This is a genomic window from Enterococcus sp. DIV2467a (genome assembly GCF_050532945.1).
GTDB classification, from domain to species: Bacteria; Bacillota; Bacilli; order Lactobacillales; family Enterococcaceae; genus Enterococcus; species Enterococcus faecalis.
This window is the reverse complement of the sequence record NZ_CP172896.1, coordinates 1,240,190-1,265,848: the sequence shown is the minus strand read 5'-3', so window position 1 is coordinate 1,265,848 and position 25,659 is coordinate 1,240,190. Positions and strand designations below refer to the sequence as shown.

24 protein-coding genes are annotated in these 25,659 nt (G+C 37.7%); all 24 read right to left on the bottom strand.

Features of this window, described 5'->3' with window-relative positions; genetic code table 11:
• Window position 1: 1 nt before the first annotated feature.
• The 24 genes from IGL80_RS05895 to prmA all read right to left on the bottom strand — a co-directional run bounded on the left by IGL80_RS05895 (window position 2) and on the right by prmA (window position 25,655).
• Complete coding sequence (locus IGL80_RS05895) at window positions 2-835, bottom strand: PTS system mannose/fructose/sorbose family transporter subunit IID (protein WP_002384383.1); 834 nt, start codon at window positions 833-835, stop codon at window positions 2-4.
• Window positions 816-1,607, bottom strand: coding sequence for a PTS mannose/fructose/sorbose/N-acetylgalactosamine transporter subunit IIC (locus IGL80_RS05890; RefSeq protein WP_002357107.1), 792 nt, complete (start codon window positions 1,605-1,607; stop codon window positions 816-818). The genes IGL80_RS05895 and IGL80_RS05890 overlap by 20 nt, the downstream gene beginning before the upstream one ends.
• Window positions 1,608-1,622: 15 nt before the next feature.
• Window positions 1,623-2,093: a PTS sugar transporter subunit IIB gene (locus IGL80_RS05885; protein ID WP_002357106.1), complete on the bottom strand. Its 471-nt coding sequence runs from the start codon at window positions 2,091-2,093 to the stop codon at window positions 1,623-1,625.
• A gap of 11 nt (window positions 2,094-2,104) precedes the next feature.
• Complete coding sequence (locus tag IGL80_RS05880; RefSeq protein WP_002389037.1) at window positions 2,105-2,524, bottom strand: PTS sugar transporter subunit IIA; 420 nt, start codon at window positions 2,522-2,524, stop codon at window positions 2,105-2,107.
• 71 nt (window positions 2,525-2,595) lie between these two features.
• Window positions 2,596-5,367, bottom strand: a complete 2,772-nt coding sequence (locus tag IGL80_RS05875; protein WP_002360040.1) for a sigma 54-interacting transcriptional regulator — start codon at window positions 5,365-5,367, stop codon at window positions 2,596-2,598.
• 143 nt (window positions 5,368-5,510) lie between these two features.
• Window positions 5,511-5,726, bottom strand: a complete 216-nt coding sequence (locus tag IGL80_RS05870) for a hypothetical protein (protein WP_002357102.1) — start codon at window positions 5,724-5,726, stop codon at window positions 5,511-5,513.
• Between the two features lie 211 nt (window positions 5,727-5,937).
• On the bottom strand, window positions 5,938-7,299 hold the full coding sequence (locus IGL80_RS05865; RefSeq protein WP_002360039.1) for a deoxyguanosinetriphosphate triphosphohydrolase: 1,362 nt from the start codon (window positions 7,297-7,299) through the stop codon (window positions 5,938-5,940).
• A 16-nt stretch (window positions 7,300-7,315) separates the two neighbouring features.
• On the bottom strand, window positions 7,316-8,140 hold the full coding sequence (locus IGL80_RS05860; RefSeq protein ID WP_002360036.1) for a toll/interleukin-1 receptor domain-containing protein: 825 nt from the start codon (window positions 8,138-8,140) through the stop codon (window positions 7,316-7,318).
• Between the two features lie 353 nt (window positions 8,141-8,493).
• Entirely contained in the window at window positions 8,494-9,792 is a 1,299-nt protein-coding gene (gene eno, locus IGL80_RS05855; protein ID WP_002357098.1) for a phosphopyruvate hydratase, read from the bottom strand.
• A 131-nt stretch (window positions 9,793-9,923) separates the two neighbouring features.
• Window positions 9,924-10,679, bottom strand: coding sequence for a triose-phosphate isomerase (gene tpiA / locus IGL80_RS05850; RefSeq protein ID WP_002360035.1), 756 nt, complete (start codon window positions 10,677-10,679; stop codon window positions 9,924-9,926).
• Between the two features lie 48 nt (window positions 10,680-10,727).
• Window positions 10,728-11,921, bottom strand: a complete 1,194-nt coding sequence (locus IGL80_RS05845) for a phosphoglycerate kinase (protein WP_002357094.1) — start codon at window positions 11,919-11,921, stop codon at window positions 10,728-10,730.
• Window positions 11,922-12,047: 126 nt separating this feature from the next.
• Entirely contained in the window at window positions 12,048-13,049 is a 1,002-nt protein-coding gene (gap, locus tag IGL80_RS05840) for a type I glyceraldehyde-3-phosphate dehydrogenase (RefSeq protein ID WP_002357093.1), read from the bottom strand.
• A 39-nt stretch (window positions 13,050-13,088) separates the two neighbouring features.
• A complete protein-coding gene (locus tag IGL80_RS05835; RefSeq protein ID WP_002357092.1) occupies window positions 13,089-14,126 on the bottom strand; it encodes a sugar-binding transcriptional regulator in 1,038 nt (345 codons plus the stop codon).
• 420 nt (window positions 14,127-14,546) lie between these two features.
• Window positions 14,547-15,425 (bottom strand): YitT family protein, encoded by an 879-nt coding sequence (locus IGL80_RS05830; RefSeq protein ID WP_002357090.1) that lies wholly within the window; start codon window positions 15,423-15,425, stop codon window positions 14,547-14,549.
• Between the two features lie 142 nt (window positions 15,426-15,567).
• Complete coding sequence (locus IGL80_RS05825) at window positions 15,568-16,137, bottom strand: TIGR01440 family protein (protein WP_002365825.1); 570 nt, start codon at window positions 16,135-16,137, stop codon at window positions 15,568-15,570.
• Window positions 16,134-16,640, bottom strand: a complete 507-nt coding sequence (locus IGL80_RS05820; protein WP_002357086.1) for an ECF transporter S component — start codon at window positions 16,638-16,640, stop codon at window positions 16,134-16,136. Before IGL80_RS05820 ends, IGL80_RS05825 begins: the two co-directional genes overlap by 4 nt.
• On the bottom strand, window positions 16,624-17,460 hold the full coding sequence (locus IGL80_RS05815) for a bifunctional hydroxymethylpyrimidine kinase/phosphomethylpyrimidine kinase (RefSeq protein ID WP_002385835.1): 837 nt from the start codon (window positions 17,458-17,460) through the stop codon (window positions 16,624-16,626). Before IGL80_RS05815 ends, IGL80_RS05820 begins: the two co-directional genes overlap by 17 nt.
• 149 nt (window positions 17,461-17,609) lie before the next feature.
• Window positions 17,610-19,379, bottom strand: a complete 1,770-nt coding sequence (aspS, locus tag IGL80_RS05810) for an aspartate--tRNA ligase (protein WP_002360034.1) — start codon at window positions 19,377-19,379, stop codon at window positions 17,610-17,612.
• 17 nt (window positions 19,380-19,396) lie between these two features.
• Window positions 19,397-20,698, bottom strand: a complete 1,302-nt coding sequence (gene hisS / locus IGL80_RS05805) for a histidine--tRNA ligase (RefSeq protein ID WP_002360033.1) — start codon at window positions 20,696-20,698, stop codon at window positions 19,397-19,399.
• Window positions 20,695-20,916, bottom strand: a complete 222-nt coding sequence (locus tag IGL80_RS05800) for a hypothetical protein (protein WP_002383130.1) — start codon at window positions 20,914-20,916, stop codon at window positions 20,695-20,697. Before IGL80_RS05800 ends, hisS begins: the two co-directional genes overlap by 4 nt.
• 139 nt (window positions 20,917-21,055) lie before the next feature.
• Window positions 21,056-21,502: a D-aminoacyl-tRNA deacylase gene (dtd, locus tag IGL80_RS05795; protein WP_085366646.1), complete on the bottom strand. Its 447-nt coding sequence runs from the start codon at window positions 21,500-21,502 to the stop codon at window positions 21,056-21,058.
• 23 nt (window positions 21,503-21,525) lie between these two features.
• Window positions 21,526-23,739 (bottom strand): RelA/SpoT family protein, encoded by a 2,214-nt coding sequence (locus IGL80_RS05790; protein ID WP_002357079.1) that lies wholly within the window; start codon window positions 23,737-23,739, stop codon window positions 21,526-21,528.
• A gap of 214 nt (window positions 23,740-23,953) precedes the next feature.
• Window positions 23,954-24,706 (bottom strand): 16S rRNA (uracil(1498)-N(3))-methyltransferase, encoded by a 753-nt coding sequence (locus IGL80_RS05785; RefSeq protein WP_002357078.1) that lies wholly within the window; start codon window positions 24,704-24,706, stop codon window positions 23,954-23,956.
• A 1-nt stretch (window position 24,707) separates the two neighbouring features.
• Window positions 24,708-25,655 carry a 50S ribosomal protein L11 methyltransferase gene (gene prmA / locus IGL80_RS05780; protein WP_002357075.1) on the bottom strand — a complete coding sequence of 316 codons (948 nt, stop codon included), beginning with the start codon at window positions 25,653-25,655 and terminating at the stop codon, window positions 24,708-24,710.
• Window positions 25,656-25,659: the final 4 nt, after the last annotated feature.

Below are 25,659 nucleotides of genomic sequence, written 5' to 3'. Positions count from 1 at the left end.
CCTAAAATAGACCAATTAATGAGCCAAGAATTCCGACAATTGCCATGCCACCTAAAATCGCTAAAGGTTTTACTTCTTTTTTCAATAAATAAAAAACAAAACCAAAAGATGCAAGCGGTAATAATTTAGGCATGATATCGTCAAAGATACTTTGAACCGTGACTGCATTTTTGCCACTTCCGCTGATTGTAATCGGGATAGTTAAATCAATCATGGAGGCGGTCATAGCACCTACCACCATCAAGCCAATTATTGAAGCGCCTAATGTGAGACTTTCCATCATGCCATTTGCTTGAATTTTTTTGAGAAAACCAGTTCCTAATTTGTAGCCCCAACGATTCAGTAAATAACGAACAATCACATGAGGAACGTTAAAAATGAGTAAAAATAGAATTGGCCCTAACACATTCCCTTGTAAAGCTAACGAAGTTCCAACACCTGTTGCAATCAAGCGTAAGGTTCCCCAGAAAAAGGAATCACCTAAACCAGCTAAAGGTCCCATTAACGAGGTTTTAATACTATCGATTGTTCCAACTTCAAAATTTTCGTCCAGAACATTTTCTTCTTCCATTGCAGCATTAATTCCTAAAATAAACGTCACAATATGCGGCGTAGTATTAAAGAAAGCAAGATGCCGTTTTAAAGCTGCCGCCATCTCTTCTTTTTGAGGATATAATTTCTTTAAAATAGGGATCATGGCATAGACATAAGCCATATTCATCTGACGTTCATAATTCCATGAAAATTCCATTTGAAATGAACGCCAAAAGACTTGATTAAGCTCTTTTTTTGTAATTAAGTTTTCTGTCTTAGTTTTAGAAGTCTTCGTCATCATCAATTACCTCCCCACTTGTTGTTTGTATTGTTTCATTCTTTCCTTTGGCATAATTCATGATATTCACAACAATTACTGCTGTAATGGCACCCAAAATTGCTACTCCTGTTACAGGTAACTTAAAGTAGGCCATTAAGACGAAGCCTAAAAAGAAATATGGCGCCACTTGTTTGTTAATCAGTAAGCGTGCAAGCATCGCAAATCCTAGCGCTGGAATAATCCCCGTTGCAACAGACAACCCATGTTGAATAAATTCAGGGATCAGATCAAGTAAGCCTTTAATGGTATTGCTGCCCACGGCAAATGAAATAGTTACAATGAGCGCTAGCATGAACGATAAGCCAAAGCCTGCAAGTAAATGCATGCGCTCCACCCCTTTATATGCTCCTTCTTCAGCATACTGATCAGCTTTTTGACTCATGATTGGGATGAGCAAACCCAAATAAATATTTTTAAGAATCAACGTTAACGTTGCGATTGGCAAGCCTAAGACTAAGGCTGTTTCTGTTCCTGCGCCAGCAGTAATAGCAAACGCTGTACCAAGAATCCCACCAGTCACTACATCAGGTGGGATTGATGCGCCCACTGAAAAAGAACCGATGAAAGCTAACTCTAAGGTCGCGCCCATGATTACGCCCGTTTTGACATCACCTAATACAATCCCGACAAATAAACCGGTTACAATTGGTCTTGAAAGCAACGAGGTACCTAAAGCATATTCCGACTGCGCAATAAAAGCGATGCAACCTAAAAGAATCGCTTGTCCTATCATTTGTATTTCTCCTTTCTACAAGACATTTAATGCTGCTACTTTTTTGTCATTTGGGACTTGTCGAATTTCAACTTCACAACCATTTGCGACCAATTCTTTAACCATTTTTTCTTCATCCGGCGTAATATTAATTGCTTTAGAAATGTTTCGAGTATTTTCCCTTACTTTCATCCCTCCTAAGTTAATTTCTTTTATTTCTGGATAAGCAGTAGCCAATCGATAAGCATCTTCCACACTCTCAACTACAATAAAAAGTTTGTATTTTTCTGTAACACCACTTTTTAGTGCGGCAATCGCATCTTCAATCGTTTTAATGACCAGTTTTACTCCTGCTGGTTTAGCTAGCTTAATGGTTGTTTTTCGAATATCATTTTTAGGTACGTCATCATTTGCGATTAAAATACAATCGGCGCCTAAGCCTTGGGTCCATGAAAAAGCCACTTGACCATGTAACAAGCGATGATCAACTCTTAACAATTTAATCATTTCATTTCCTCCTAAAATTCTTCTTCTAAAATTTCTTTACTAGATAACTCATTACAATAACAAAGACTTTCTTGTCCGTTTTCAACGGCACGTTTTACTAAATCAACTAATGAATCAACAGTATTTATTTGGGTATATATTTCAATTAACGTTGCTAAATTTAATCCTGAAATTAAATGCATTGCTTGTTTCCCCACATAATTAAAGAATTCGTTATTCACGCTTCCGCCAAATAGGTCTGTAATCACAATTAATTCATTTTGTTGATTGTTCTTTAAAATGTCTTTGACCGTCTTGGCTAAATCATAAGGTTGTTCCATATAAGCGCAAAGACATTCCACATTCTTTGTTTCACCACAAATTAAAGCTAATGATGTCTGAATCCCTGCAGCGAAATTACCATGTGTTGCCAGAATAATTTTACGTTCCATTTTCTTCACCTCACTTACTTCTTTATATAGCAAAAAGAGTGCCAAAAAAGTGGCACTCCCTCCTTTTTATTTTAAAAATCGCTTTCTGCGTTGTTAAACTCCGTTTTTCCAAACAACACATCATAGACATAAAAAAGCTCCGATTCAGGTATATTGACACTATAAACTTTTTCAATGACACTAAACGCCTCTTTTAACTCTTGCAAGACCGTTCTTTGACACTGCTTTAATTGTTCGGCGCCATTATAATTTTCAATAGGTTCATTCCGGATTAATCGTTCAATTAAACAACTGACATGGACATATACCGCCAATTTACGATCATTTTGAATCGTTTGTTGCCACCGCTCTTCTAATTGAATTAAAAAGACTTCTACTTGTCGAATAATTTTTTCTGTATCTAAAATCGTCACTGATTGAATGACCCGATCTAATGAAAAGTTACGAATCAACTCATGATTTACATAGGACAGCATATCTTTAGTTAATTCTCTCTTTGTCCATTCTAAAAGGGTCGTAATTCCTTTTCCTGCAATCAACTCTTCTAAAGAGATATACGGGAGGTCATTTGAAGACGGGTTGTTTGTACCGATGATGCCGACAATCTCATATTCTGGAAAACTTTCTTTGATCGACTCTGCATTACGTAATTGATTATATTCACAAGGAATAATCTTTAATTGTGCTTCTGCAGGTAAACTTTTTTCAAGTAAATCTCTAATTTTAACGGCTGTACCAATTCCGGTACTACACGTTGTTAAAATGACACGTTCCGTTTTATTTTCAGGTAATATGATTTCCCATTCATTTGGATGAACCGTTAACGCTTTTTGGGGCAATTCTTCAAAAGAAACTTCGTCTTTAATGGCTTCTCCTATAGACAGAGCCAAGCTTGTTGTCACATTATTCATTAATAAAAAAGGACCTTCTTCTTCTGCCGGAAAATACTGATAAATTTCTTTCAATGAACCCATATCAAAAAGAATTACTAAACCATTCCTCGTTTCTTGACGTTCCATATAGTGAATTAAGTGTTCGGAAATTTTTTTGGGAGTAACATCTAACGGCATGTCAAACGATTGAAAAATTGGCACATTTAACAGCCGATTTGCAACATTCGCAATACTACTTGCTGTGGCATATCCGTGGGCAACAATCACCGCTTTCGGATAGTGACTTTCCTTTACTGAACCCGAATAGTGAAGATAAATGGTGACAATAATTCGATCCATCTGGGATAGTTCAATATCTAATGAACGTTTCACTAAAGTTAACAGTTGTTCAGCGTAGCCATAACTAGTTGCTAATTTAGTTTGAACTTCTGTTAAAAGTTCGTCAATGACTGTTGTAGGTTCTTTTTCTGGAAACCAATCAATACATCTTCGTTGAAACAGATAGGTGCTTAATGCATAGACTAAACTGCCATTAAACCGAATTTGATAAGACGATTCAATCGTTTCCAATAATTGATGGATATTTTGCGTAATAAACAATAGCATTTCGTGATTTTTCTCTCGCTTCTTTTCAAATAATAAATCATCGAATAAGCGTTCAATTTCTTTCGAGATGTCGTTATTGGCAGTGGAAAGATGATGATGGTGAGAGACATAAAGACGAAGGATTCGTTCATAACTCTGGATAATTCTTCTTTGCGCAAGCTCTGTTTCCTCTAACAAACTAACCAGATTCGTTTGCTCATCTAAACGAATAGGCAATTCATTTTCATCAGGAGCTAGTTTGATTGATTGATCCAGAAATTCTTTCGGTAGATCGTGTAAAGTGATTGGAATAACACGTTTATCAAGATTGGCGGCAAAGCTGCGTGCAGTAATAATTTTTATATTATTTCTTAATTCACCTACATTGCCTACATAATGGTGATTTTCTAAAAGTTTGATAACTTGTGGCGTGATAGTAACTGCTTTTTGAATAGCTTGCTGTTCCTCATAAAATGCTCGCATAATTAATTGTTTTCTTTCCGCTTGAGTGCGTTCAGCAAGACTTGGGATTTTAATTTGAATAGGAATTCGTCTTAAAAATGTCGTTAAAAAGGTGCTAGAAATTTCTTCAGTTGTGGCAAAGCACAACCGACACGTAACAGGAATGGGCCGATTGGTTTCACCCATCCGATAAATGATACCCTGATCTAAAAATGTAAACAACTTTTCCTGCCCTTCAGGACTCAAACGATGAACTTCATCTAAAAATAAAACGCCCCCTTCTGCACTTTGAAAGGCTCCAATTTTATCGGAATCTGCTCCCGTAAAAGCGCCTTTAAGATGCCCAAATAATTGACTAGTTAAAAGCTCTGGATTGTTGGCATATTGCGCACAATTAACTGTCACAAAAGGTGCTGAATCGTCAAGTAGTTCTTTTGAAAGACAAAACTGATAATATAAGGATGCTAAAAAACTTTTACCCGTACCACTTTCACCTGTAATTAAGACAGGCAATCCACCGCCAGGATAAAGCGCTGCCATTTTTAATTGTTCGATGGTCTGAGCTAAACTACCGCGATAACCAATGACCGACTGAAAAAAATCACTTTTGCGATCAAAAGCAGGCTGTTCATCGATCATTTCTTGGAAACTTTGATAAACAGTTCTTTTTAAAAGATAGTTTTGTTGTTGAAACGCTTCTTTATGAAAAAAGTAAACCGGTCGTGTATTGATCTTAACTAGAATTCCTTCTTCGTTTAACTGATTTAAATAGTGACTAGCTGTATTTCGTTTGATAGAAAATGTCGTTGCAATATTGCTTGCTGTGAAAATTTCACTGACTAAAGATGGTTCAAAAAAAGCTGTTTGATTGCGTAAATAATCAACAATTTGCGTTTTTAACATAAAATCACCTCTCGTTTATCATAACGTACCTAAAAAAAACGTCAATATTCAAAATTTCTTTTGTTATTTTTCTTTATATAAGGAGCCCATTTTTTATGTTATTTAATCACAGGAACCTGATTCTATCATTGCAGAATAGGCTTTCATTCAGTATACTGTAAATAGAGGAACAAGAAACGAATTGGATAATTAGGCACTGAAAGAACGCACCACCGTTCTGAATGTTTCGAAACACACAACAGGTTATCGAAATGGCCATTGGAGAAAAATTCCTTTTTCTCCGAGGTTAGCGATTGTGACATGTTGCAATCGTTTTTTGTCCTTAAAATGTTGAGAAAAAGAAAAAAGGCACTTTGCATGTCAGCACAACCTGACAAACAAAGCCCTTCATAGACAGCACAACCTATCTATTCCAGTTGCCTTTTTTGCTAGTTACACTAGCTAATTTTAGTGTACCCGATTTTCAGTGAAATTACTAGCATCTTTAAAATTTTTACTGAAACGATCAGCCTGTGCAATGAACTAGTTTTCTTCAGCGGCGGCAACCGCTGAGAAGCTTTTTCTCAAATTTTAAGTGAATAATGTATCATAAACTTTTTTGGCATATCCATCCGTCATATTACATACAAAGTCCACCGCCATTTTCAAACGATAATAGTCTTTTTCTGCTTCTGTAGCGTTCTTTGCTTCTCTTCTATACAACGCTTTCGCGCTTTCCGAAATATTATTAAAGATTCGCTCCTCATACTTATTCATGGAAACTTTTTCATATTTCAGTACGACTGGAACAAATTCATCTAGTAAACGATTGATGATATTGAAGCCCAATACCTCTTGATCCAAAATTGTTTTTGTTTGAAAAACATAGACTCTAGAAAAGTTTTTAAATGCCTGAAAGCATTTCACTTCATCACAATCTTCAATGATAATTTCATTATGATAGATACCTCTCATAATTAAGTCATAATGATTAGCAAAATTTTTCGCTACGCTTTGACAAACAGCTCTTTGTGTCTTTCTCAAAAATTCTTGTAAGGTAGCTTCTTCTGTTTTATCTTTTTCTAACATTAAAAATTTTTTTGTTCCTGTTTGCGCATCAACAAACTGCTTTAAATCTTGATAGCTGTATAAACCATAATTATAGGCATCTTCGATATCTGAAAAAGTATAGGCGATATCATCTGAAGCTTCTAACAAAAAGACTAATGGGTGTCGCTTATTTTGTGTTCCTGTCGCAAATTTAATGGCGTTAAACACTTGTTTTTCCGAGTAAAAATAGCCAACTTTTTTAGACAAAAGCTGTTGCTTATTTAATTGATCTGAAGATGCCGTATATTTGATAACTGTATCTAATGTCGTGGCTGTTAGTTTCATTCCTGCTTTAGAAGTCCCATTATCATGATGCAGTTTTGTTAAAAGTCGGATGGTTTGAGCGTTTCCTTCAAAGTTAAGAAAATCATTTTGTTGTTGCTCCGAAAAATCAGACCAACAAGCATACAAAGGACCATTTTTTTCAAACCAAATACGAATGGCTTCTTCCCCAAAATGTCCAAAAGGGGGATTGCCGATATCATGGATTAATGCAGCTGTTTCTAACAACCGATAGCATTCTGATAATTCCATAACCTCAATGTTTCGTTCGTTCAACTGTGAAATAACTAATCTAAGTATATCCCTGCTATGCATTGCCACTTCTAAGCTATGTGTTAAACGTGTTCTTACAAAATCATTACGTTCTAAAGGAAAAACTTGTGTTTTATCTTGTAAGCGTCTAAATGCATCACTTTTAATTACTCTACGATAGTCACTATCAAAAGATTTACGAAGTTCTGTGGCTAAATCAACTTGCTTATTTAACCAGTCATTTTGATATTGTTTGCCATTATCAGAAATGCGATATGTACCAACCAACTGACGCCAATTCATTTTCATTTATTACCTCCTCCAATTACTCTACCTTCTCTAAATAAGAGACGTAAATATTTTTACATTTACCAATATCACTGAATTCCCGATTGTTATACGCCTTATCCTTTTTCAATTTAAACCGCACTTTTTCGCCTTCTTGAAAAGTTCCCCACGTAAGAAAAAAGAATAGCCAATGGCTTTCATCCTCTGATAGCGTGTCTAACCCTAAGCTTTTAGGCTCAATTAAGCTAGGTAATTTGAAACAGTCATACACCCCTTTTGCTGTGCCATACACAGGACGATGAGTGCTAAGAGTCGTTTCAAAATATCCCTTTTCATCAGGTTTTAAATAACTTGCTTGCCGAATCAGTTGTGTCAGTTTATTTTGGAATGGCTGAATATTTTTCTCAACGTTTAGTTCAAAATCTGGCTCAGCTTGTACATCTGTGTCATGAGATAACTTTTTTAATAAGCAGTTTATTTCATTAGTACTTGTCTTATCATTAAACGCAATCGCCAAACGCTCACTACTAATAACACCTTTCATATCTTTCATAGAAAAATTATTTAACGCAATTGGATAGTGTTTATCTGATAGCATCCAAGAAGCACCCATTTCGTTTAAACATGGAATACTCTGATAATAATGATCAGATAAAAAATACAGCATGACAGGTTGATTGGTTAGCTCCCTTTTAATCGTGTCAAAAATTAATTCTCCTGGCTGTACACCTGTTTCAATAGTGGAACTATAAAAAATATCCTGTGTTCGAAACCCAAACTTTTTCAATAATTGGATAAACGCATCCACATATTCTTGATCCTTTGAACTATGACTAATAAAAATCTTTTTCCCGTTGCTCACTACTCAACATCCTCCAAGTTAAATTTGTGTTTTCATTTTTTTGTGAAATTCTATACTATTTCTTTAAGCGTACAGCGTTATCTGAAACCAGTCAATACTAAAATTATAAAATAACAATTATTTTGTTTTATTAATTTTTTATATAATGTTGTTTTGTTAATGTTTTGTTATTTTTAAACAAGTGATTATAGAGCGATGTACGGTTGAAGTTATTTCTAATCTATTTTTTTCAATATTTTTATAAATATAAAAAAACACGCCTTTCTTTGCAGAAAGGCGTGTTTTTACGTCCGAGTATAAGGAGAATTGGTTCATTAACCAATTGTCCCTTTAAGCGTTATTCATTTAATGAATTATTTGTTTTTTAAGTTGTAGAAAGATTTTAAGCCTTTGTATTCAGCTACATCGCCTAATTGATCTTCAATACGTAATAATTGGTTGTATTTAGCAATACGGTCAGTACGGCTTAATGAACCAGTTTTGATTTGGCCAGCGTTTGTTGCAACAGCGATATCAGAGATTGTTGAATCTTCTGTTTCACCAGAACGGTGAGATACAACTGCAGTGTAGCCAGCTTCTTTAGCCATTTCGATTGCTTCAAATGTTTCAGTTAAAGTACCGATTTGGTTAACTTTGATTAGGATTGAGTTAGCGATACCTTTTTCGATACCTTCAGCTAATTTAGTTGTGTTTGTTACGAATAAATCGTCACCAACTAATTGAACTTTGTCGCCTAATACTTCAGTTAATTTTTTGAATCCGTCCCAGTCGTTTTCGTCTAAGCCGTCTTCGATTGAAATGATTGGGTATTTAGAAACTAATTCTTCGTAGAACGCGATCATTTCTTCAGTTGTTTTTTCGCCTTCGCCTGAGTCAGCTAAAACGTAAACGCCTTTTTCTTTGTCGTAGAATTCTGAAGAAGCAGCATCCATAGCAAGAACAACGTCTTTACCAGGAACATAGCCAGCTTTTTCGATAGCTTCGATGATTACTTCGAAACCTTCTTCGTTTGAACCTAAGTTAGGAGCGAAACCACCTTCGTCACCTACTGAAGTAGCTAAGCCACGACCTTTTAAGATTGAAGCTAATGCGTGGAATACTTCTGCACCCATACGTAAAGCTTCTTTGAATGTAGGCGCACCTACAGGCATGATCATGAATTCTTGGAAGTCAATACTGTTGTCAGCATGTGATCCACCGTTGATGATGTTCATCATTGGAGTTGGTAATACTTTTGTATTGAATCCGCCTAAGTAGTGATATAAAGGCACTTCTAGGTAATCAGCAGCAGCACGAGCTACGGCGATAGACACACCAAGAATAGCGTTAGCACCTAATTTACCTTTGTTAGGAGTTCCATCTAAATCGATCATTGCTTTATCGATAGCCATTTGATCGCGTACATCGTAACCGATGATTGCTTCAGCAATGATGTTGTTTACGTTATCTACAGCTTTAGTAACACCTTTACCTAAGTAACGAGCTTTGTCGCCATCACGTAATTCAACTGCTTCGTATTCACCAGTTGAAGCTCCTGAAGGAACCATTCCACGGCCGAAAGCTCCGCTTTCAGTGTAAACTTCTACTTCGATTGTTGGGTTACCGCGTGAGTCTAAGACTTCGCGTGCGTAAATATCAGTAATAATTGACATGTTTTGTCTCTCCTTTGAGTTTGTATTTATACTAAGGGGATTCCCTCATGTATGATTGTAGTTAATTCTCGCAAACTATGCAAACATTTTTTTGCAAAAGTCATTGAGAAAACGTTACCGTTAGTGATTTCTTATTTTACAGCATCTAATAAAGCTAGGAATGAATCTGCTTCTAAGCTTGCGCCGCCGACTAAAGCACCGTCAACGTTTTCTTTTGCCATATATTCAGCGATGTTTTCTGGTTTAACAGAACCACCGTATTGAATACGAACAGCTTCAGAAACTTCTTTGCCGTATAATTTTTCAACTGTTGAACGAACAACACCACAGATTTCATCTGCAATATTAGCATCTGCAGATTTACCAGTTCCGATTGCCCAGATTGGTTCGTAAGCGATAACCATTGAAGCAACTTGTTCGTTTGATAAACCAACTAAGCCGTTAGTGATTTGACCTTCGATCCATTCCGCTGTTTTACCAGCTTCATACGTTTCTAAAGTTTCACCACAACAGAAGATTGGTGTCATACCATTTGCAAAGATTGCTTTGGCTTTTTTATTGATATCTTCATCTGTTTCGTGGAAATATTCGCGACGTTCAGAGTGTCCGATAATCACATAGTCTACACCTAAATCTGCAATTGCAGCTGGTGAGTTTTCACCAGTGAAGGCACCAGCGTTTTCCCAGTAGCAGTTTTGTGCAGCTAATTTCACTTCAGAATCTTTTAGGTTCCAAGCTAAAGGAGCTAAGAATAATGCTGGAGATCCAATCACAGCGTCAACAACGTCGTTTGATGGAACAGCATTTTTTACTGCTTCTGCAAAGCTTTGTGCTTCGCTTAAAGTTTTGTTCATTTTCCAGTTACCAGCGATAATTGGTTTGCGCATGAAAAGCACATCCTTTTCTTTTTTTTAAAATATTGTCTTTTAAACTGATTATTTATCGTTAATAGAAGCTAAACCTGGTAAAGTTTTGCCTTCTAATAATTCTAAACTTGCTCCGCCACCTGTTGAGATGTGAGAGAATTTGTTTTCGTAGCCTAATTGAATTGCTGCAGCAGCAGAGTCCCCGCCACCGATGATTGTTGTTGCGTCTTCTAAATTAGCAATCGCTTCACAAACACCAATTGTTCCTTTGGCAAAGTTACTCATTTCAAATACGCCCATTGGTCCATTCCAAACAACTGTTTTCGCACCTTGTAATTCGTTAGCAAATAATTCAATTGTTTTTTCACCAATATCCAAGCCTTCTTCATCATCTGGGATTTCAGTTGAAGGAACCGTGTGGAAAGGAGCGTCATTGCTGAACTCTTTAGAGACAACTGTATCAACCGGTAAAACTAATTTGTCGCCAGCTTTTTCCATTAAGCTTTTCGCTAAGTCCACTTTATCTTCTTCAAGTAAAGATAAACCAACACTATAGCCTTGTGCTTTCATGAATGTGTAAGCCATACCGCCACCGATTAAAATTTTATCGGCTTTTTCAATTAGGTTTTCAATGACAGCGATTTTGTCAGAAACTTTAGCGCCACCCAAGATTGCTACGAATGGACGTTTTGGATTTTCAACAGCTTCGCCGATGAATTTAATTTCTTTTTCCATTAAGAAACCAGCAACTGTTGGGATACCAGTTGAAGCAATTCCAACGTTTGAGGCATGTGCACGGTGTGCAGTACCAAAAGCATCATTGACAAATACATCGCCTAAAGAAGCCCAGTATTTACCCAATTCAGCGTCATTGCCGCTTTCTTTTTTGCCGTCAACATCTTCAAAACGAGTGTTTTCAAATACTAAAACGTCGCCGTCTTTCATATTGTTAACAGCGTCTTCTAATTCTTTACCACGTGTTTCTGGAACAAAAGTAACTGGTTGACCTAGTAATTCGCTTAAACGTTCAGCCACTGGTTTTAATGATTTGCCAGCTTTGTCTTCTTCTGTTTTTACACGACCTAAATGAGAGAAAAGAATTGCTTTTCCGCCATTTTCAATCACGTATTTGATTGTTGGTAAAGCCGCTACGATACGATTATCGTTTGTGATCACGCCATCTTTTAACGGAACGTTAAAGTCAACACGGACAAGGACTTTTTTGTCTTTTAAATCTACATCTTTAATTGTCTTTTTAGCCATGAGTAGACCTCCTGTATTGTCAATTTTAGGATTTTTCTTTTTTAAAAAAAGAAAGCGGAGAAGCGCGTTGCTTCCCCGCTTATTATTTCACAATTGTTCAAATTTCACTAATGATAAGAATGAATCTTATAAGTTAGCGAAGTATTCTAAAGTACGAACTAATTGAGCAGTGTATGACATTTCGTTGTCATACCAAGCAACAGTTTTAACTAATTGTTTGTCGCCAACTGTCATAACTTTTGTTTGAGTTGCATCGAATAATGAACCGTAAGTCATACCTACGATATCAGAAGAAACGATTTCGTCTGTGTTATAACCATAAGATTCGTTAGCAGCTTTTTCCATTACTGCATTCACTTCATCAACAGTAACTTCTTTGTCTAATACAGTAACTAATTCAGTTAATGAACCAGTTGCTACAGGAACACGTTGAGCAGCGCCATCTAATTTACCGTTCAATTCTGGGATTACTAAGCCGATCGCTTTAGCAGCACCAGTTGAGTTAGGTACGATGTTTGCAGCAGCAGCGCGCGCACGACGGAAGTCGCCTTTAGGATGTGGTCCGTCTAATGTCATTTGGTCACCTGTGTAAGCGTGGATAGTTGTCATTAAACCTTCAACAACACCAAAGTTGTCATGTAAAGCTTTAGCCATTGGAGCTAAGCAGTTTGTAGTACAAGAAGCGCCTGAAATTACAGTTTCTTCTCCAGTTAATGTTTCATGGTTTGTGTTGTAAACGATTGTTGGTACATCGTTACCACCAGGAGCTGAAATAACTACACGTTTTGCACCAGCAGTTAAATGTTTTTCAGCAGCTTCTTTAGAAGTAAAGAAACCAGTACATTCTAAAACGATGTCTACGCCTAATTCGCCCCATGGTAATTCTTCAGGGTTACGGTTAGCTAAAACTTTGATTTCTTTGCCGTTAACGTTGAATGAACCTTCGTGAACTTCAACTGTACCGTTGAAACGGCCTTGAGTTGTGTCATATTTTAACAAGTGTGCTAACATTTTAGCATCTGTTAAGTCGTTGATTGCAACTACTTCGATTCCTTCTACATCTTGGATACGACGGAAAGCTAAGCGTCCGATACGTCCAAATCCATTAATACCTACTTTAACTGTCATTAAAGATTTCCTCCTTATGAAAATCAAAAATTTTTTATTTTAAAGGGTTACCCCTTTTAAAATCTCGTTTGCGGCAGCTTCATCTGTGATGAGCCACGTTTGTTTTGGTGCATTTTTCATATATGCGCGAATGGCTTTGGCTTTCGTTTTGCCGCCCGCAATTGCGACGACATAGGGAATTTCTTGTAAGTTTTTTAATTGAAGGCCAATTCGTGGAATTTTATAGACCACTTTTCCTTCTTCATCAAAGAAATAACCAAACGATTCTGCCACGGCATTTTTTTGTTTGAGCATAACCATTTCGTCGTCAGACATTTTTCGGCGTGCCGCCATGTGCAACGCTCGACCAATACTGTGCACCACACAGTTGGCATGACTAATTAACGTAAGAACTTCTTGAATCGAGGGTTCTTGTAATAAACTATTATACGTTTCACGACTCAATTGTTCTGGGACATATAACGCCCGGTAGTTACCACCCGTTTTGTTGGCCATTACAGCACTAATTGAATTGGCTTGGACAGAAACTGCTTCACCAATCCCTCCTCTGGCTGGAACAAACAAATTATGACGTTTTTCAGTTTCTAGTGATCCCATATTTTCGGCCACCATGGCCATTGTTGTCCCACCCATAACCGCAATTGTATTCTCACCATTTGGTAAGAGTAAATTCAGCGTATTGGTTAAGACATCTCCAAAGTCCGAAAGAACTTTCTTTTGGATATCACTATCTCCTGCAACAACGATACAACGTTGAATGCCAAAGTACTGTGTCATTTCTTTTTCGATTTGGTGCATACCAAGCAATTGATTCATGACTAATTCTAAGCCTTGGTAGACTTCCAAACCGCGTTCTGTTAATGTCATCCCGCTTTTTGAAGGTTCAATCAGGTTGAGTTGCTTTAAAACATCTGTTTCTGTACGCAAGACTCGCTCTGTAATTCCCATCGTTTCTGATAAACTTCTACGTCCAATAGGTTGCATCCAATAAATATTGCGAAGAATTTGGAATCTTTCTTGTAATACATCGAGCATATCTGGAGCAACTGCTTCAATCATTTTAAATTCTTTTAACATGATGCGCTCCTTTTGTGGGTCGAAATATGTCCAAGTAAGACTGAAAACGACCTATGAACTTTAAAAAAATAGAATTGATGTTCGTTTTTCCTACTATTTATTCATAACAGTATTAAAAGTACTTATCAATTACACACTTAGTGTACCAGTTTTTTTGGGTCTTTTCAATAAAAATGATTCTTTTTTCATCGTTTTCTTTCAAATCCAAACAAAGCATTCGTTTGCGAGAAACAATAGCGACTTATTTCCGAATAATTAGATTTAATTAAACCAAAAGCAAAGGAATTCACGAACGTCTTTCAATTAACTTCTTGTTTAAATGGGAATTTCAGGTCCTCACACAAAGCATTTTTTTACTTATTTTTCAAAAAAAGCAACGAAAGAATAGACACAGCCATTCTCTCGTTGCTTCATATCCTTTTATTTGTAATCTTCTTCGTAAAAACGTCCTAAAATTTTGACATTATCTGAGATGCTGACAAAGGCATTCGGATCGCTTTCTTTCATGGCTGCTTCTAAACTTGGCAACTCAAAGCGTGTCACAATAGTTAGCAAAACAGTTTGGCGGTCGTGGCGATATGCCCCTTCCGCTTCATGAATAATTGTAATACCACGGCGCATTTTCTTTTGAATCTCATCCACGACTCGATCTGGGTTTTTAGTGACAATCATAACTTGCATTTTCTTTTGCTTAGTATAAACAGCATCTGTGACCTTTCCACTTACAAAAATTGATAACGCACTGTAGAACATGTACTGCCAGCCAAATAAATAACCTGCAACGAAGACAATTAGTGCGTTAAAATAAATTGAAATCGAGCCAACGGAACGCCCCGTTTTTTTCCGAATGGTAATGCTTAGAATATCTAAGCCCCCAGAAGAAACCCCGTTTTTTAAAACAAAACCAATTCCTGATCCAGAAATCGCCCCACCAAAAATAGCACAGATAATTGGATCTTGGGTCATCACCGTTTGCGGAACAATATGCATAAATAATGAAGTTAAAGTCACGGTAATGAAAGTAAAAATTGTAAACTTCTTACCTATTTTTTTCCACGCAATAAAGAATAACGGCACGTTTAAAAGATACAATGTAATGGAGACAGGCACATTAAAACCGACAATTTTTGTTGAGAGGGTTGTTAAAATTTGTGCCAAGCCTGTTAAGCCACTGGAATAAATATTTCCTGGTTGATAGAAAAAGTTCATGGCAATTGATGCAAGAATAGCATAGACAATCGACACAGAAAATTTTGTTGTATAGTCATGAACTGGCAGTCCGTCATAAATTTTTTTCATAAATAATAGCCTCGTTTCAGGTTTTCAATAAATTACATTTCTTTTCATATTATACGTGGTTTACCGAGAGAAAAAAAGAGATTCCTATAATAATTACGGAAGATTCATCAAATGTTTATAGAAATGAAAAAAGAACGAAATCTTAACGATTTCGTTCTTGGGTTGTTTCATAATGGGCTCTTGGTCCACCAATATATTTAGGACGAGAATATAATGCTGTAACATGGGCCGCACCTAACGTTCGAATGCTCAAGCGAAGAGGAACTTGCACATGTTTTACATGCATACCGATAGATGTATCGCCAATGTCAATCCCTGCTTGAGCAACAATATGTTCAACTTCCACAGGTTCATCAAATTTTTCAAAGGCAGCCACTGAACAAGAACCGCCAGCATGTAATTGCGGTACTACCGAGACAATTTCAAAGCCTTTTTCTTCAGCCACACGACGTTCCATCGCTAAAGCACGATTAATATGTTCGCATCCTTGGACAGCCAAAGAGATGCCTTTTTTATCTAATTGTTCAATTAAGGTTGAGACAATCCATTGTCCTACTTCGGCACTGGAATTTTTACCAATGACGCCACCTACCACCTCGCTGGTGGTACAACCTAAAACAAATAGGTCCCCTTTTTGTAAATTTCCTGCTGTAATGACTTCTTCTGTAATTGTCACTAACTGTTCTTTTAACATTTTTTCATCGATAGTCATTTGTTCATCCTTCTTTCTTCTAAACGACCATTTTTTGGTAACACACGTTTTAATGTTTGACTAAGAGGCAATGCTACAATCACCCCAAATAAGGATTGAATAATATTCCCTGGTAAAGAGGCAATCCCCGCACCCACGCCGTAAAGCCAGCTAGTCGCTAAAGCATACCCGCTAATCATGAGGAGACTGGCTAAAAGTAATCCTAGCGTTTGCATCTTTTTATTTTTATTAAAGAAGTGCCCTGCTAACCACCCTTGTCCGCCATGAATCAATAACGAAAAAACGAACCATTGTGGATAGCCTGACAATAAATCAATTAAACCACCGCTTAAAGCTCCGACTGTCAAGCCACCAATCGGACCAAAAAGTAAACTAGCAATGTAAATCCCTGCATCCGCCAATGTAACAAAGCCATTTGTTGCTGGGACGGGGATAATAAAGACCATTGACACAGCCACTGTTAAAGCGGTAATTACTGCATATAGACTAATTTTTCTTGTCATTATCCGCCACACCTCCTGCTAGTAATCCTTCATGCCACACACTTCCAAAAGCTGCATTTAGCTGAACCCCTGAAACAATGGCTTCATGAACGTATGTTTTTGCTAAATCAACTGCTTCAATTAACGGATATCCTTTAACTAAATTCGCACCAATTGCAGAGGCAAAGGAACAACCAGCGCCATCAATGGTGTGGGCCATTACTTTTTCTTTGACCAATTGAATATGTTGTTGTCCATCATAAAAAAAGTCACGTGCTTCTTGACCAAGCCAACGATTACCGCCTTTAATCACCACCGTTGCCGCTCCTAAAGAGTTTAACTCTTCCGCCGCTTGTTGGACTTCTTCGACGGTTGTTAATTTTCTGCCAATGAGTAATTCTGCTTCTTTTAAATTAGGCGTTATAATCGTTGCGAATGGAAAAAGTTTTTCAATCAATAACTGCATGTATCTTTTTTCATAAACTGAAGTCGTTTCTTTAAAAGCTAAGACAGGATCCAACACCACCGGCAGACCTGCGTGCTTTTTCAAAAAGGTTGCAATTTGTAACATACTTTCTTCACTGTGAATCAAGCCAATCTTGATGCCGTCTAAACTCCCGGCAGGTATGGAAGCGAGCTGCTCTTTCACCAAAGAAGTCTCCAGGTCATGAATCTGAAAATGATTCTTGGGGGCTGTAGCAAGGCAAGTTAAAGTTGATAAGCCAAAGACTTGATGATTTTCAAACGTTTTTAAATCTGTTTGAATCCCGCCACCTGAAAAAGGATCGGAACCGCCAATTGTTAAAATTATTTTTGTCATTTGTTTCGCTCCTTTATACACTCAGTTATCATACAAAGTTTTCTAAAAAGAAAAAACAGCCAATTGGCAGATTTTTAGCTCAGCCACTTTTTATTTTGTTATCCTTTTCCTTCCCAAAGAAAGAGTGACCTCATCCGTCAATGAAGTCACTCTTTCTTTGGATTTAACACTTATTCGTCAATGGCTGTTACATCAATGTTTAATTCAAACAATTGTAATGGAGAAACTAAACTTGGTGCGTTGTTCATTGGGTCAATTGCTTTCCCGTTTTTAGGGAAGGCAATCACTTCACGAATATTTTCTTCCCCAGCCAATAGCATTGCTAAGCGGTCTAGCCCTAAAGCAATCCCTCCATGTGGCGGGAAGCCGTAATCTAATGCGTCTAGCAAGAAACCAAATTGGTCTTGTGCTTCTTCTTTTGTAAAACCTAACGTTTCAAACATTTTTTCTTGTAATTCTCGTGTATGGATCCGTAATGAGCCACCGCCTAATTCGTAGCCGTTTAAGACAACATCGTAAGCTTCAGCATACACAGAGGCTGGGTCTGTTGCTAAGCGGGCCACATCCTCTGCTTTTGGTTGTGTAAATGGATGATGAGCAGAAACATAGCGACCAGCTTCTTCATCATATTCAAACAACGGCCAATCCACAATCCATAAGAAATTGAATTTCGATTCATCAATTAAACCTAATTCTTTACCTAAACGTGTACGTACCGCACCTAAAGCAGCGGCTACGATTTCAGGTTTATCGGCACCAAACATTAAAATATCACCGACTTCTGCATTGGTAGCAGCAATTAATTCATCACTAACTTCTGTTAAGAATTTAGCAATCGGTCCTTTTAAGCCATCTTCTTCAACTTTTAACCAAGCTAAGCCTTTTGCACCAAATTGACTCACATACTTACCTAAGTTATCCATATCTTTACGAGAATACTTATCTGCGGCGCCTTTAGCATTTAAAGCCTTCACATGTCCGCCATTTTCCAACGCTGCTTGGAAAACTTTGAAGTCTACGTCTTTCACTACATCTGCGACATCAATTAATTCCATAGCAAAACGAGTGTCAGGTTTATCGCTACCATAGCGTGCCATTGCTTCATCATAGCTCATTCGTGGAAACGGAACAGAAATCTCAATTCCTTTTGTCTCTTTCATCACTTCAGCCAACATATTTTCTGTATATGTTTGAATTTCTTCTGGTGTTAAAAAGGTCGTTTCGATATCGATTTGTGTAAATTCTGGCTGACGGTCGCCTCGTAAATCTTCATCACGGAAACAACGAACGATTTGGTAATAGCGATCGAAGCCTGCCCCCATTAATAATTGTTTAAAGAGTTGTGGTGATTGTGGTAAAGCATAAAAATGACCGGCATGGACACGAGAAGGAACCAAATAATCGCGAGCGCCTTCTGGTGTTGATTTGCCTAAATAAGGAGTTTCAATGTCTAAAAAGTCATGATTATCTAAATAGTGACGGATTGTTTTCGTTACTTGGTGACGTAATTTAATGTTGTTTGTCATTGATGGACGACGTAAATCTAAATAACGATATTTCATGCGCAATTCGTCATTAACGTTATTGTCATCTTCAATGGTAAATGGCGTTGTTTTCGCAGTATTTAAAATCGTAATGTCAGTCGCCATCACTTCAAACTCGCCAGTTTTCATTTTGGGATTAATCGCTTCTTTATCACGATAAACGACTTGACCTTTAACTTCGATGACGTATTCACTACGACATTTATCAGCAATTTCCCATGCTTCTTTTGACTTTTCTGGGTTAAAGACCACTTGGACGATTCCTTCACGGTCACGTAAATCAATAAAGATAACCCCTCCTAAGTCACGACGTTTTTGAACCCATCCTTTTAATACAACTTCTTTTTCAATAAATTCGGCAGATACATTGCCGCAATAGGTTGTGCGTTTTGCCATTTCTCAATCTCTCCTTTTTATTCTTCAATCATTTTTGTCATCATTTCGTCATACACTTCATCAAATGAATCATGGATAGCACTTAACGGGAAGGCTTTTTCTTCGCGTGTTGCCATTGATTTTACGTTGACAATGCCTTCATTCAATTCATTTTCACCGATTGTTAAAACTAATTTTGCTTGTAATTTATCGGCCGTTTTAAATTGCGCTTTTGGTTTGCGATTCATGTAATCACGATCAGCTGAGAAACCAAAGTTACGAATGCTTTGAACAAGTTGCAAAGCTGCGATGTTGGTTTCTGAACCAATCCCAACCACATATGCGTCTAATTCAGATAACGCTGGAATCACAACTTCTTCAGCTTCCATTGTTAACAACACTCGCTCAATGCCCATACCAAAACCAAAACCTGGTGTGTCTGGGCCGCCTAATTCTTCAACTAAACCATTGTATCGGCCTCCTGCACAAATAGTTGATTGCGCCCCCATTTTAGGCGCTTCACTCATAATTTCAAAAATTGTGTGTGTATAATAATCCAAGCCGCGAACCATATTACTATCAATTTCATAAGGAATTTCTAGTAAATCTAACATATCAGTTACTGCTTCAAAATGTGCTTTAGATGGTTCATTTAAATAATCTAAAATGGAGGGCGCTTCTGCGACAATCACCTTGTCTTTTTTATCTTTGCTGTCTAACACCCGCAATGGATTTTCGTGTAAGCGACGTTGTGAATCCTCGCTTAATTCTGCCATATGGGGCTCTAAATAATCGATTAATGCTTGACGGTACGTAGCACGTGTTTCTTTATCCCCCAAGGAATTAATAACTAATTTGATTTGTTGGATGCCTAATTGTTTGAAGAAGTCCAAAGCCATAGCCATGATTTCAACATCCAATGCTGGGTTTTCACTACCAAATGCTTCCACACCAATTTGATGGAATTGACGCAAACGACCAGCTTGTGGGCGTTCATAGCGGAACATCGGCCCCATGTAATAGGTTTTATATGGTTTCGTATATTCCGGACCATATAATTTATTTTCAACGAAGGCCCGAACAATTGGCGCTGTCCCCTCAGGACGTAGCGTCACGTGACGATCTCCTTTATCATAAAAATCATACATTTCTTTTGAAACAATATCTGTAGTATCGCCAACACTGCGAGATATTACTTCATAATGTTCAAAAATCGGGGTTCTGATTTCTTGGTATTGATAATCTTTAAAAATCAAACGAGCTGTTTCTTCCACAAATTGCCATTTTTCAGAAGTTCCTGGCAAAATATCGTTTGTTCCTTTTGGTTTTTGATAACTCATTGTCTTTCTCTCCTTCTATCATTCCACAAAAATGTGTGCGCCATTTTCTTTTTTCTAAAAATGAAAAAAGCCCTTGTATGTTGAACATACAAGGGCGTAAAAGTCTCTTTTACACGGTACCACCTAGTTTTGAAAGATTTTACTCTTTCCTCAACGATTAACGCTCGTAACGGGACGGCTTTTCTTCCGTCCATCTCCAGAATGTCTTTCACTTTCACTGTTGAAGTTGCTCTCAGCCACGGCAACTCTCTCTTCGCAGACAGATGAAACTTACTCGTTCCTTCGTAGATTTTTAATATTATCTATAAACTACTAAAGTTCTCTTAGAAAGTCAAGAGGTTCCGATAGGAAAATCAATTATTTTTCTCGTGTATCGATCACAATGGTCACTGGACCATCATTGGTCAACGACACTTGCATATCCGCGCCAAATTCTCCTGTGGCTACCGCTATTCCTTCTGCTTCTAATTGTTGATTAAATAATTCATACAAAGGAATCGCCACATCTGGACGAGCCGCTTCAATAAAACTGGGACGATTGCCTTTTTTAGTTTTTGCATAGAGGGTAAATTGAGAGATACTTATAATTGATCCTTCAATCTCTTGAATGCTGCGATTCATTTTTCCTTCGTCATCTTCAAAAACACGCAATTTACTGATTTTGCCAACAACATAAGCCACATCTTCTGGCGTGTCTTCTTGATGAATGCCCACCAGCACCATGAAGCCTTGTTTGATTTGTCCCACTATCTGCTCTTCTATCGCAACTTGTGCTTGACTGACTCTTTGAATAACTACTTTCATCTTTTTTGCCTCACTTTTAACACTTACCCATTGGTTCGACGAACACTATAAACATCTGGTACACTTTTAATTTTGTCAACGATGGTTTTTAAATGAGAAAGGTTTTGAATTTTCACAGTAACATGAATCTGGGCCATCTTATCTTTGGATGGACGAGCTTCAACGCCGACTAAATTTTTTGTCATCGAACTAATGACTTGTAAAACATCACTCAGTAAGCCACTACGATCATAGCCGTAAATCTCCAAATCGGCAGCGTATTCTTTGCGACTGTGCTCGGTATCTTCCCACTCAACTTCAATTAGACGTTGTGCTAGTTCTTCTTGATGTTGTACGTTAGGACAGTCCGCACGATGAATTGAAACGCCACGTCCTTTGGTAATGTAACCAACGATTTCATCACCAGGCACTGGATTACAACAGCGGCTTAAACGAATCAATAGGTTGTCCACCCCTTGAATCACGATGCCACCTTCATGACGAACTTTCATTTTTTCTGATTCTTTTTTAGCTGGCTGATTTAACAACTCTTCTGCTTCTTGACGTTGGCGTTCCAACTCTTGTTCGCGGCGTTCTTTTTCTGTTAAACGATTGCACACTACTTGCGCACTTACTTCGCCATAACCTACTGCCGCAAATAAATCATCTTCCGTTTGAAATTTAAATTTATCTAGCACTTCCGCCATTTTATTCTTCGTTAAAAATTCTTTCGGTGTAAAGCCGATTTCTGTCATGTATTTAATGACAGCATCATGCCCTTTAATAATGTTATCTTCACGGTCTTGTTCTTTAAAGAAACGTTTGATTTTATTTTTGGCTTTACTTGTTTTAACCATTTTCAGCCAGTCGCGACTAGGTCCGAAAGAATTCGGTGATGTTAGGACTTCAATAATATCCCCATTTTTTAGGACATAGTCTAACTGTACCATTTTGCCGTTGACCTTCGCACCGGTTGTTTTATTCCCAATTTCAGTATGAATGCTGTAGGCAAAATCTAGTGGTCCGGAGCCTTTTGGCAGTTCGGTTACATCTCCGCTTGGCGTAAAGACATAGACTTTGTCACTAAAAATGTCTTCTTTCACACCTTGCATAAATTCAGAAGCATCATAGCTTTCATCTTGTAATTCAATAATTTCATGGAACCAATCGACTTGCTTCGTCAGTTCATCTGTTTCAATTTTTTCCGCTTTGCCTTCTTTATAGGCCCAGTGAGCCGCCACCCCAAATTCGGCGATTTGGTGCATCTCATGGGTCCGAATTTGGACCTCTACTGGATTCCCTTTTGGCCCAATAACTGTCGTATGGATAGATTGATACATATTCGCTTTTGGCATAGCAATATAATCTTTAAAACGACCTGGCATTGGTGTCCAACGTGTATGAATCGCCCCTAACACGGCATAGCAATCTTTAATGGAATCGACAATAACACGAATGGCTAATAAGTCATAGATTTCATTAAACTGTTTCTTTTGGTCCTTCATTTTACGATAGATTGAATAAATATGTTTTGGTCGACCATATATTTCTGCGTAAATTTCTAAATCTTCCGTAGCTAAACGAATATCTTCGACTGCTTCTGCCACATAAGCTTCACGTTCATCGCGTTTGCTTTGCATCAAATTAACAATTCGATAGTATTGGTTGGGGTTAATATAACGTAAGGCCGTATCTTCTAATTCCCATTTAATTCGACTAATCCCTAAGCGATGTGCTAAAGGCGCATAAATTTCTAAAGTTTCTTGCGCAATCCGTCGTTGCTTATCTTCACGTAAATGTTTTAATGTGCGCATATTGTGCAAACGATCGGCTAGTTTCACCATAATGACCCGTAAATCTTGCGCCATTGCCAATAACATTTTCCGATGGTTTTCGGCTAATTGTTCTTCATGAGATTTATATTTAATTTTTCCTAGTTTCGTCACGCCATCGACTAACATTGCGATGTCTTCGCCAAATTCTTCTTTTAAATCGTCCAGTGTTACGTCCGTATCTTCGACAACATCATGTAAAAATCCTGTTGCTACAGTATGGGGATCCATATGTAATTCAGCCAGAATGCCTGCCACTTGAATCGGATGGATGATGTAAGGTTCACCTGATTGTCGGACTTGACCTTCGTGTGCTTTTTCAGCATAAGTTAATGCTTTTTGAACCAACTCAACATGTTCTGGTCCCATATAGGTACTTACAATTTTGATGACCGCTGGGCCTGTCAGTATTTCTTCTTTTGGCATGGTATTCACTCCTCTATGAAGGTGACCTTTGGATAAAGAACACTTCGTTCACGTTTTATCTATTTTAATAAAAAAGAAAAGTACCACTTGAAACAGTAGCACTTTCAACAACTCTATTATACTAAATTTCCCTTAAATTTCAATCACTGTCGCTTTTTTACTCTCTGTTTATTCAAAGAGAATGCCTACAAGAATTTTACAGGCGGGCTTTCGTTTAATTTAAAAGTTCCATTTGGTAGCTAACTGCACTTAAAAGATACAACGGTGCTGTTTCTGCTCGTAAAATTCTCGGACCCAACCCACAAAGTTTCGCCCCAGCCTGCAGAAATTGTTCAATTTCTTGCGGTGCAAAGCCACCTTCAGGTCCAAAGAGCACACACAAACGTGCGCCTGGCTGGCAAGTGGATAATACTTGTGCTAATTGACTTTTTTCTCCTTGTTTTGCTGATTCTTCATACGCAACCAAGACTGTGTCATATGAGTCAAATTGCGCAATGATTTCTTGTGTTTTTTCCACCAAAGAAACACTTGGTGTCTGCTGCCGATGCGATTGCTCCGCCGCTTCTGTGGCAATTTTTTGTAATCTTTTTTCTTTGGCTGCTCTTTTTTTGTGGTCCCATTTGACAACGGAAGTTTTCGCAGGAAAGCCGATAAACTGATTGCCACCTAGCTCCGTGCCTTTTTGAACAATCCATTCTAACTTGTCCCCTTTTGGTAACCCACACGCAATCGTCACTTCAATTGGCAATTCTTTGTCCATTTCTTCTTTACTAATTTCTTTAAAGTAAACAGATGTTGAATCAATTTCCACAATCTCAGCTAAAATGGCAGTTTTATTTTGAAATACTAAATAACAACGATCATTCGGCGTCATTCGCATAACTCGCACAATATGATGATAGTTTTCATCTGCGACTTTATACAAATCTTTTTCTTGATAATCTTCTTTCATGAAATACCGTTGCATTTTACTCTTCCTCTGGTTTCTTCAAGATAATCGCATACCAATCGCCTTGATTAAAGAGTTGGTCCACCACAAACCCGACTTTCGTTAGTGCTTCTAAAACCATTGCTTTTTTATCTTCAATAATTCCAGAAATAATGAAGGTACCGTCTTGTTTTAGCAAACGCCAAGCATCTTCAATCATTAACACAATAATATCTGCCAAAATATTTGCGACGATTACATCAGCAGAATGGTCAATCCCTTTTAGTAAATCATTGGCTGACACATGAACATCGGCCGCAATGGGATTTAAATCCATATTTTCTTTTGCCGCTGCAACTGCTACTTCATCTAAATCATATGCGTAGACGTCTTTAGCCCCTAAATAGCGACTTGCAATACTCAAAACACCAGAGCCCGTTCCTACATCTAGAACTGTTTCGCCACCACGTAAAACAGTTTCTAAAGCTTGCAAGGTTAAACGAGTCGTTGGATGCGTGCCTGTACCGAAAGCCATGCCCGGATCCAATGTGATAATTTTTTCTGCTTCATCTTGTGCGTGATAGGCTTCCCAACTTGGCACAATCGTTAAGAATCGTGTGACACGGACAGGATGATAATATTTTTTCCAAGCAGTTGCCCAGTCGCTTTCTGCTACTTCACTAATTGTCATTTCGTTTTTACCAATGGATAAGCCGTACTCAGGCAAGCGTAAAATATTTTCTTTCATAAATGGTAAAATTTCTGGTAAGAAGGTTGTTTCAGGAAAATAAGCCATCACAATCGCCCCTTCTTTAATGTGGGTGAATTGCTCTTTATCTAAAATTTCCCCATACAGATCACTTTCAAAATTTTCAATGTCCAACGCATCTTCAATGGCCACACCACTTGCGCCAGCTTCCATCATAATGTTTGAAATTGCTTCAACTGCTTCGCTAGCCGTTTCTACTTTTACTTCTGTCCACTTCATGTTC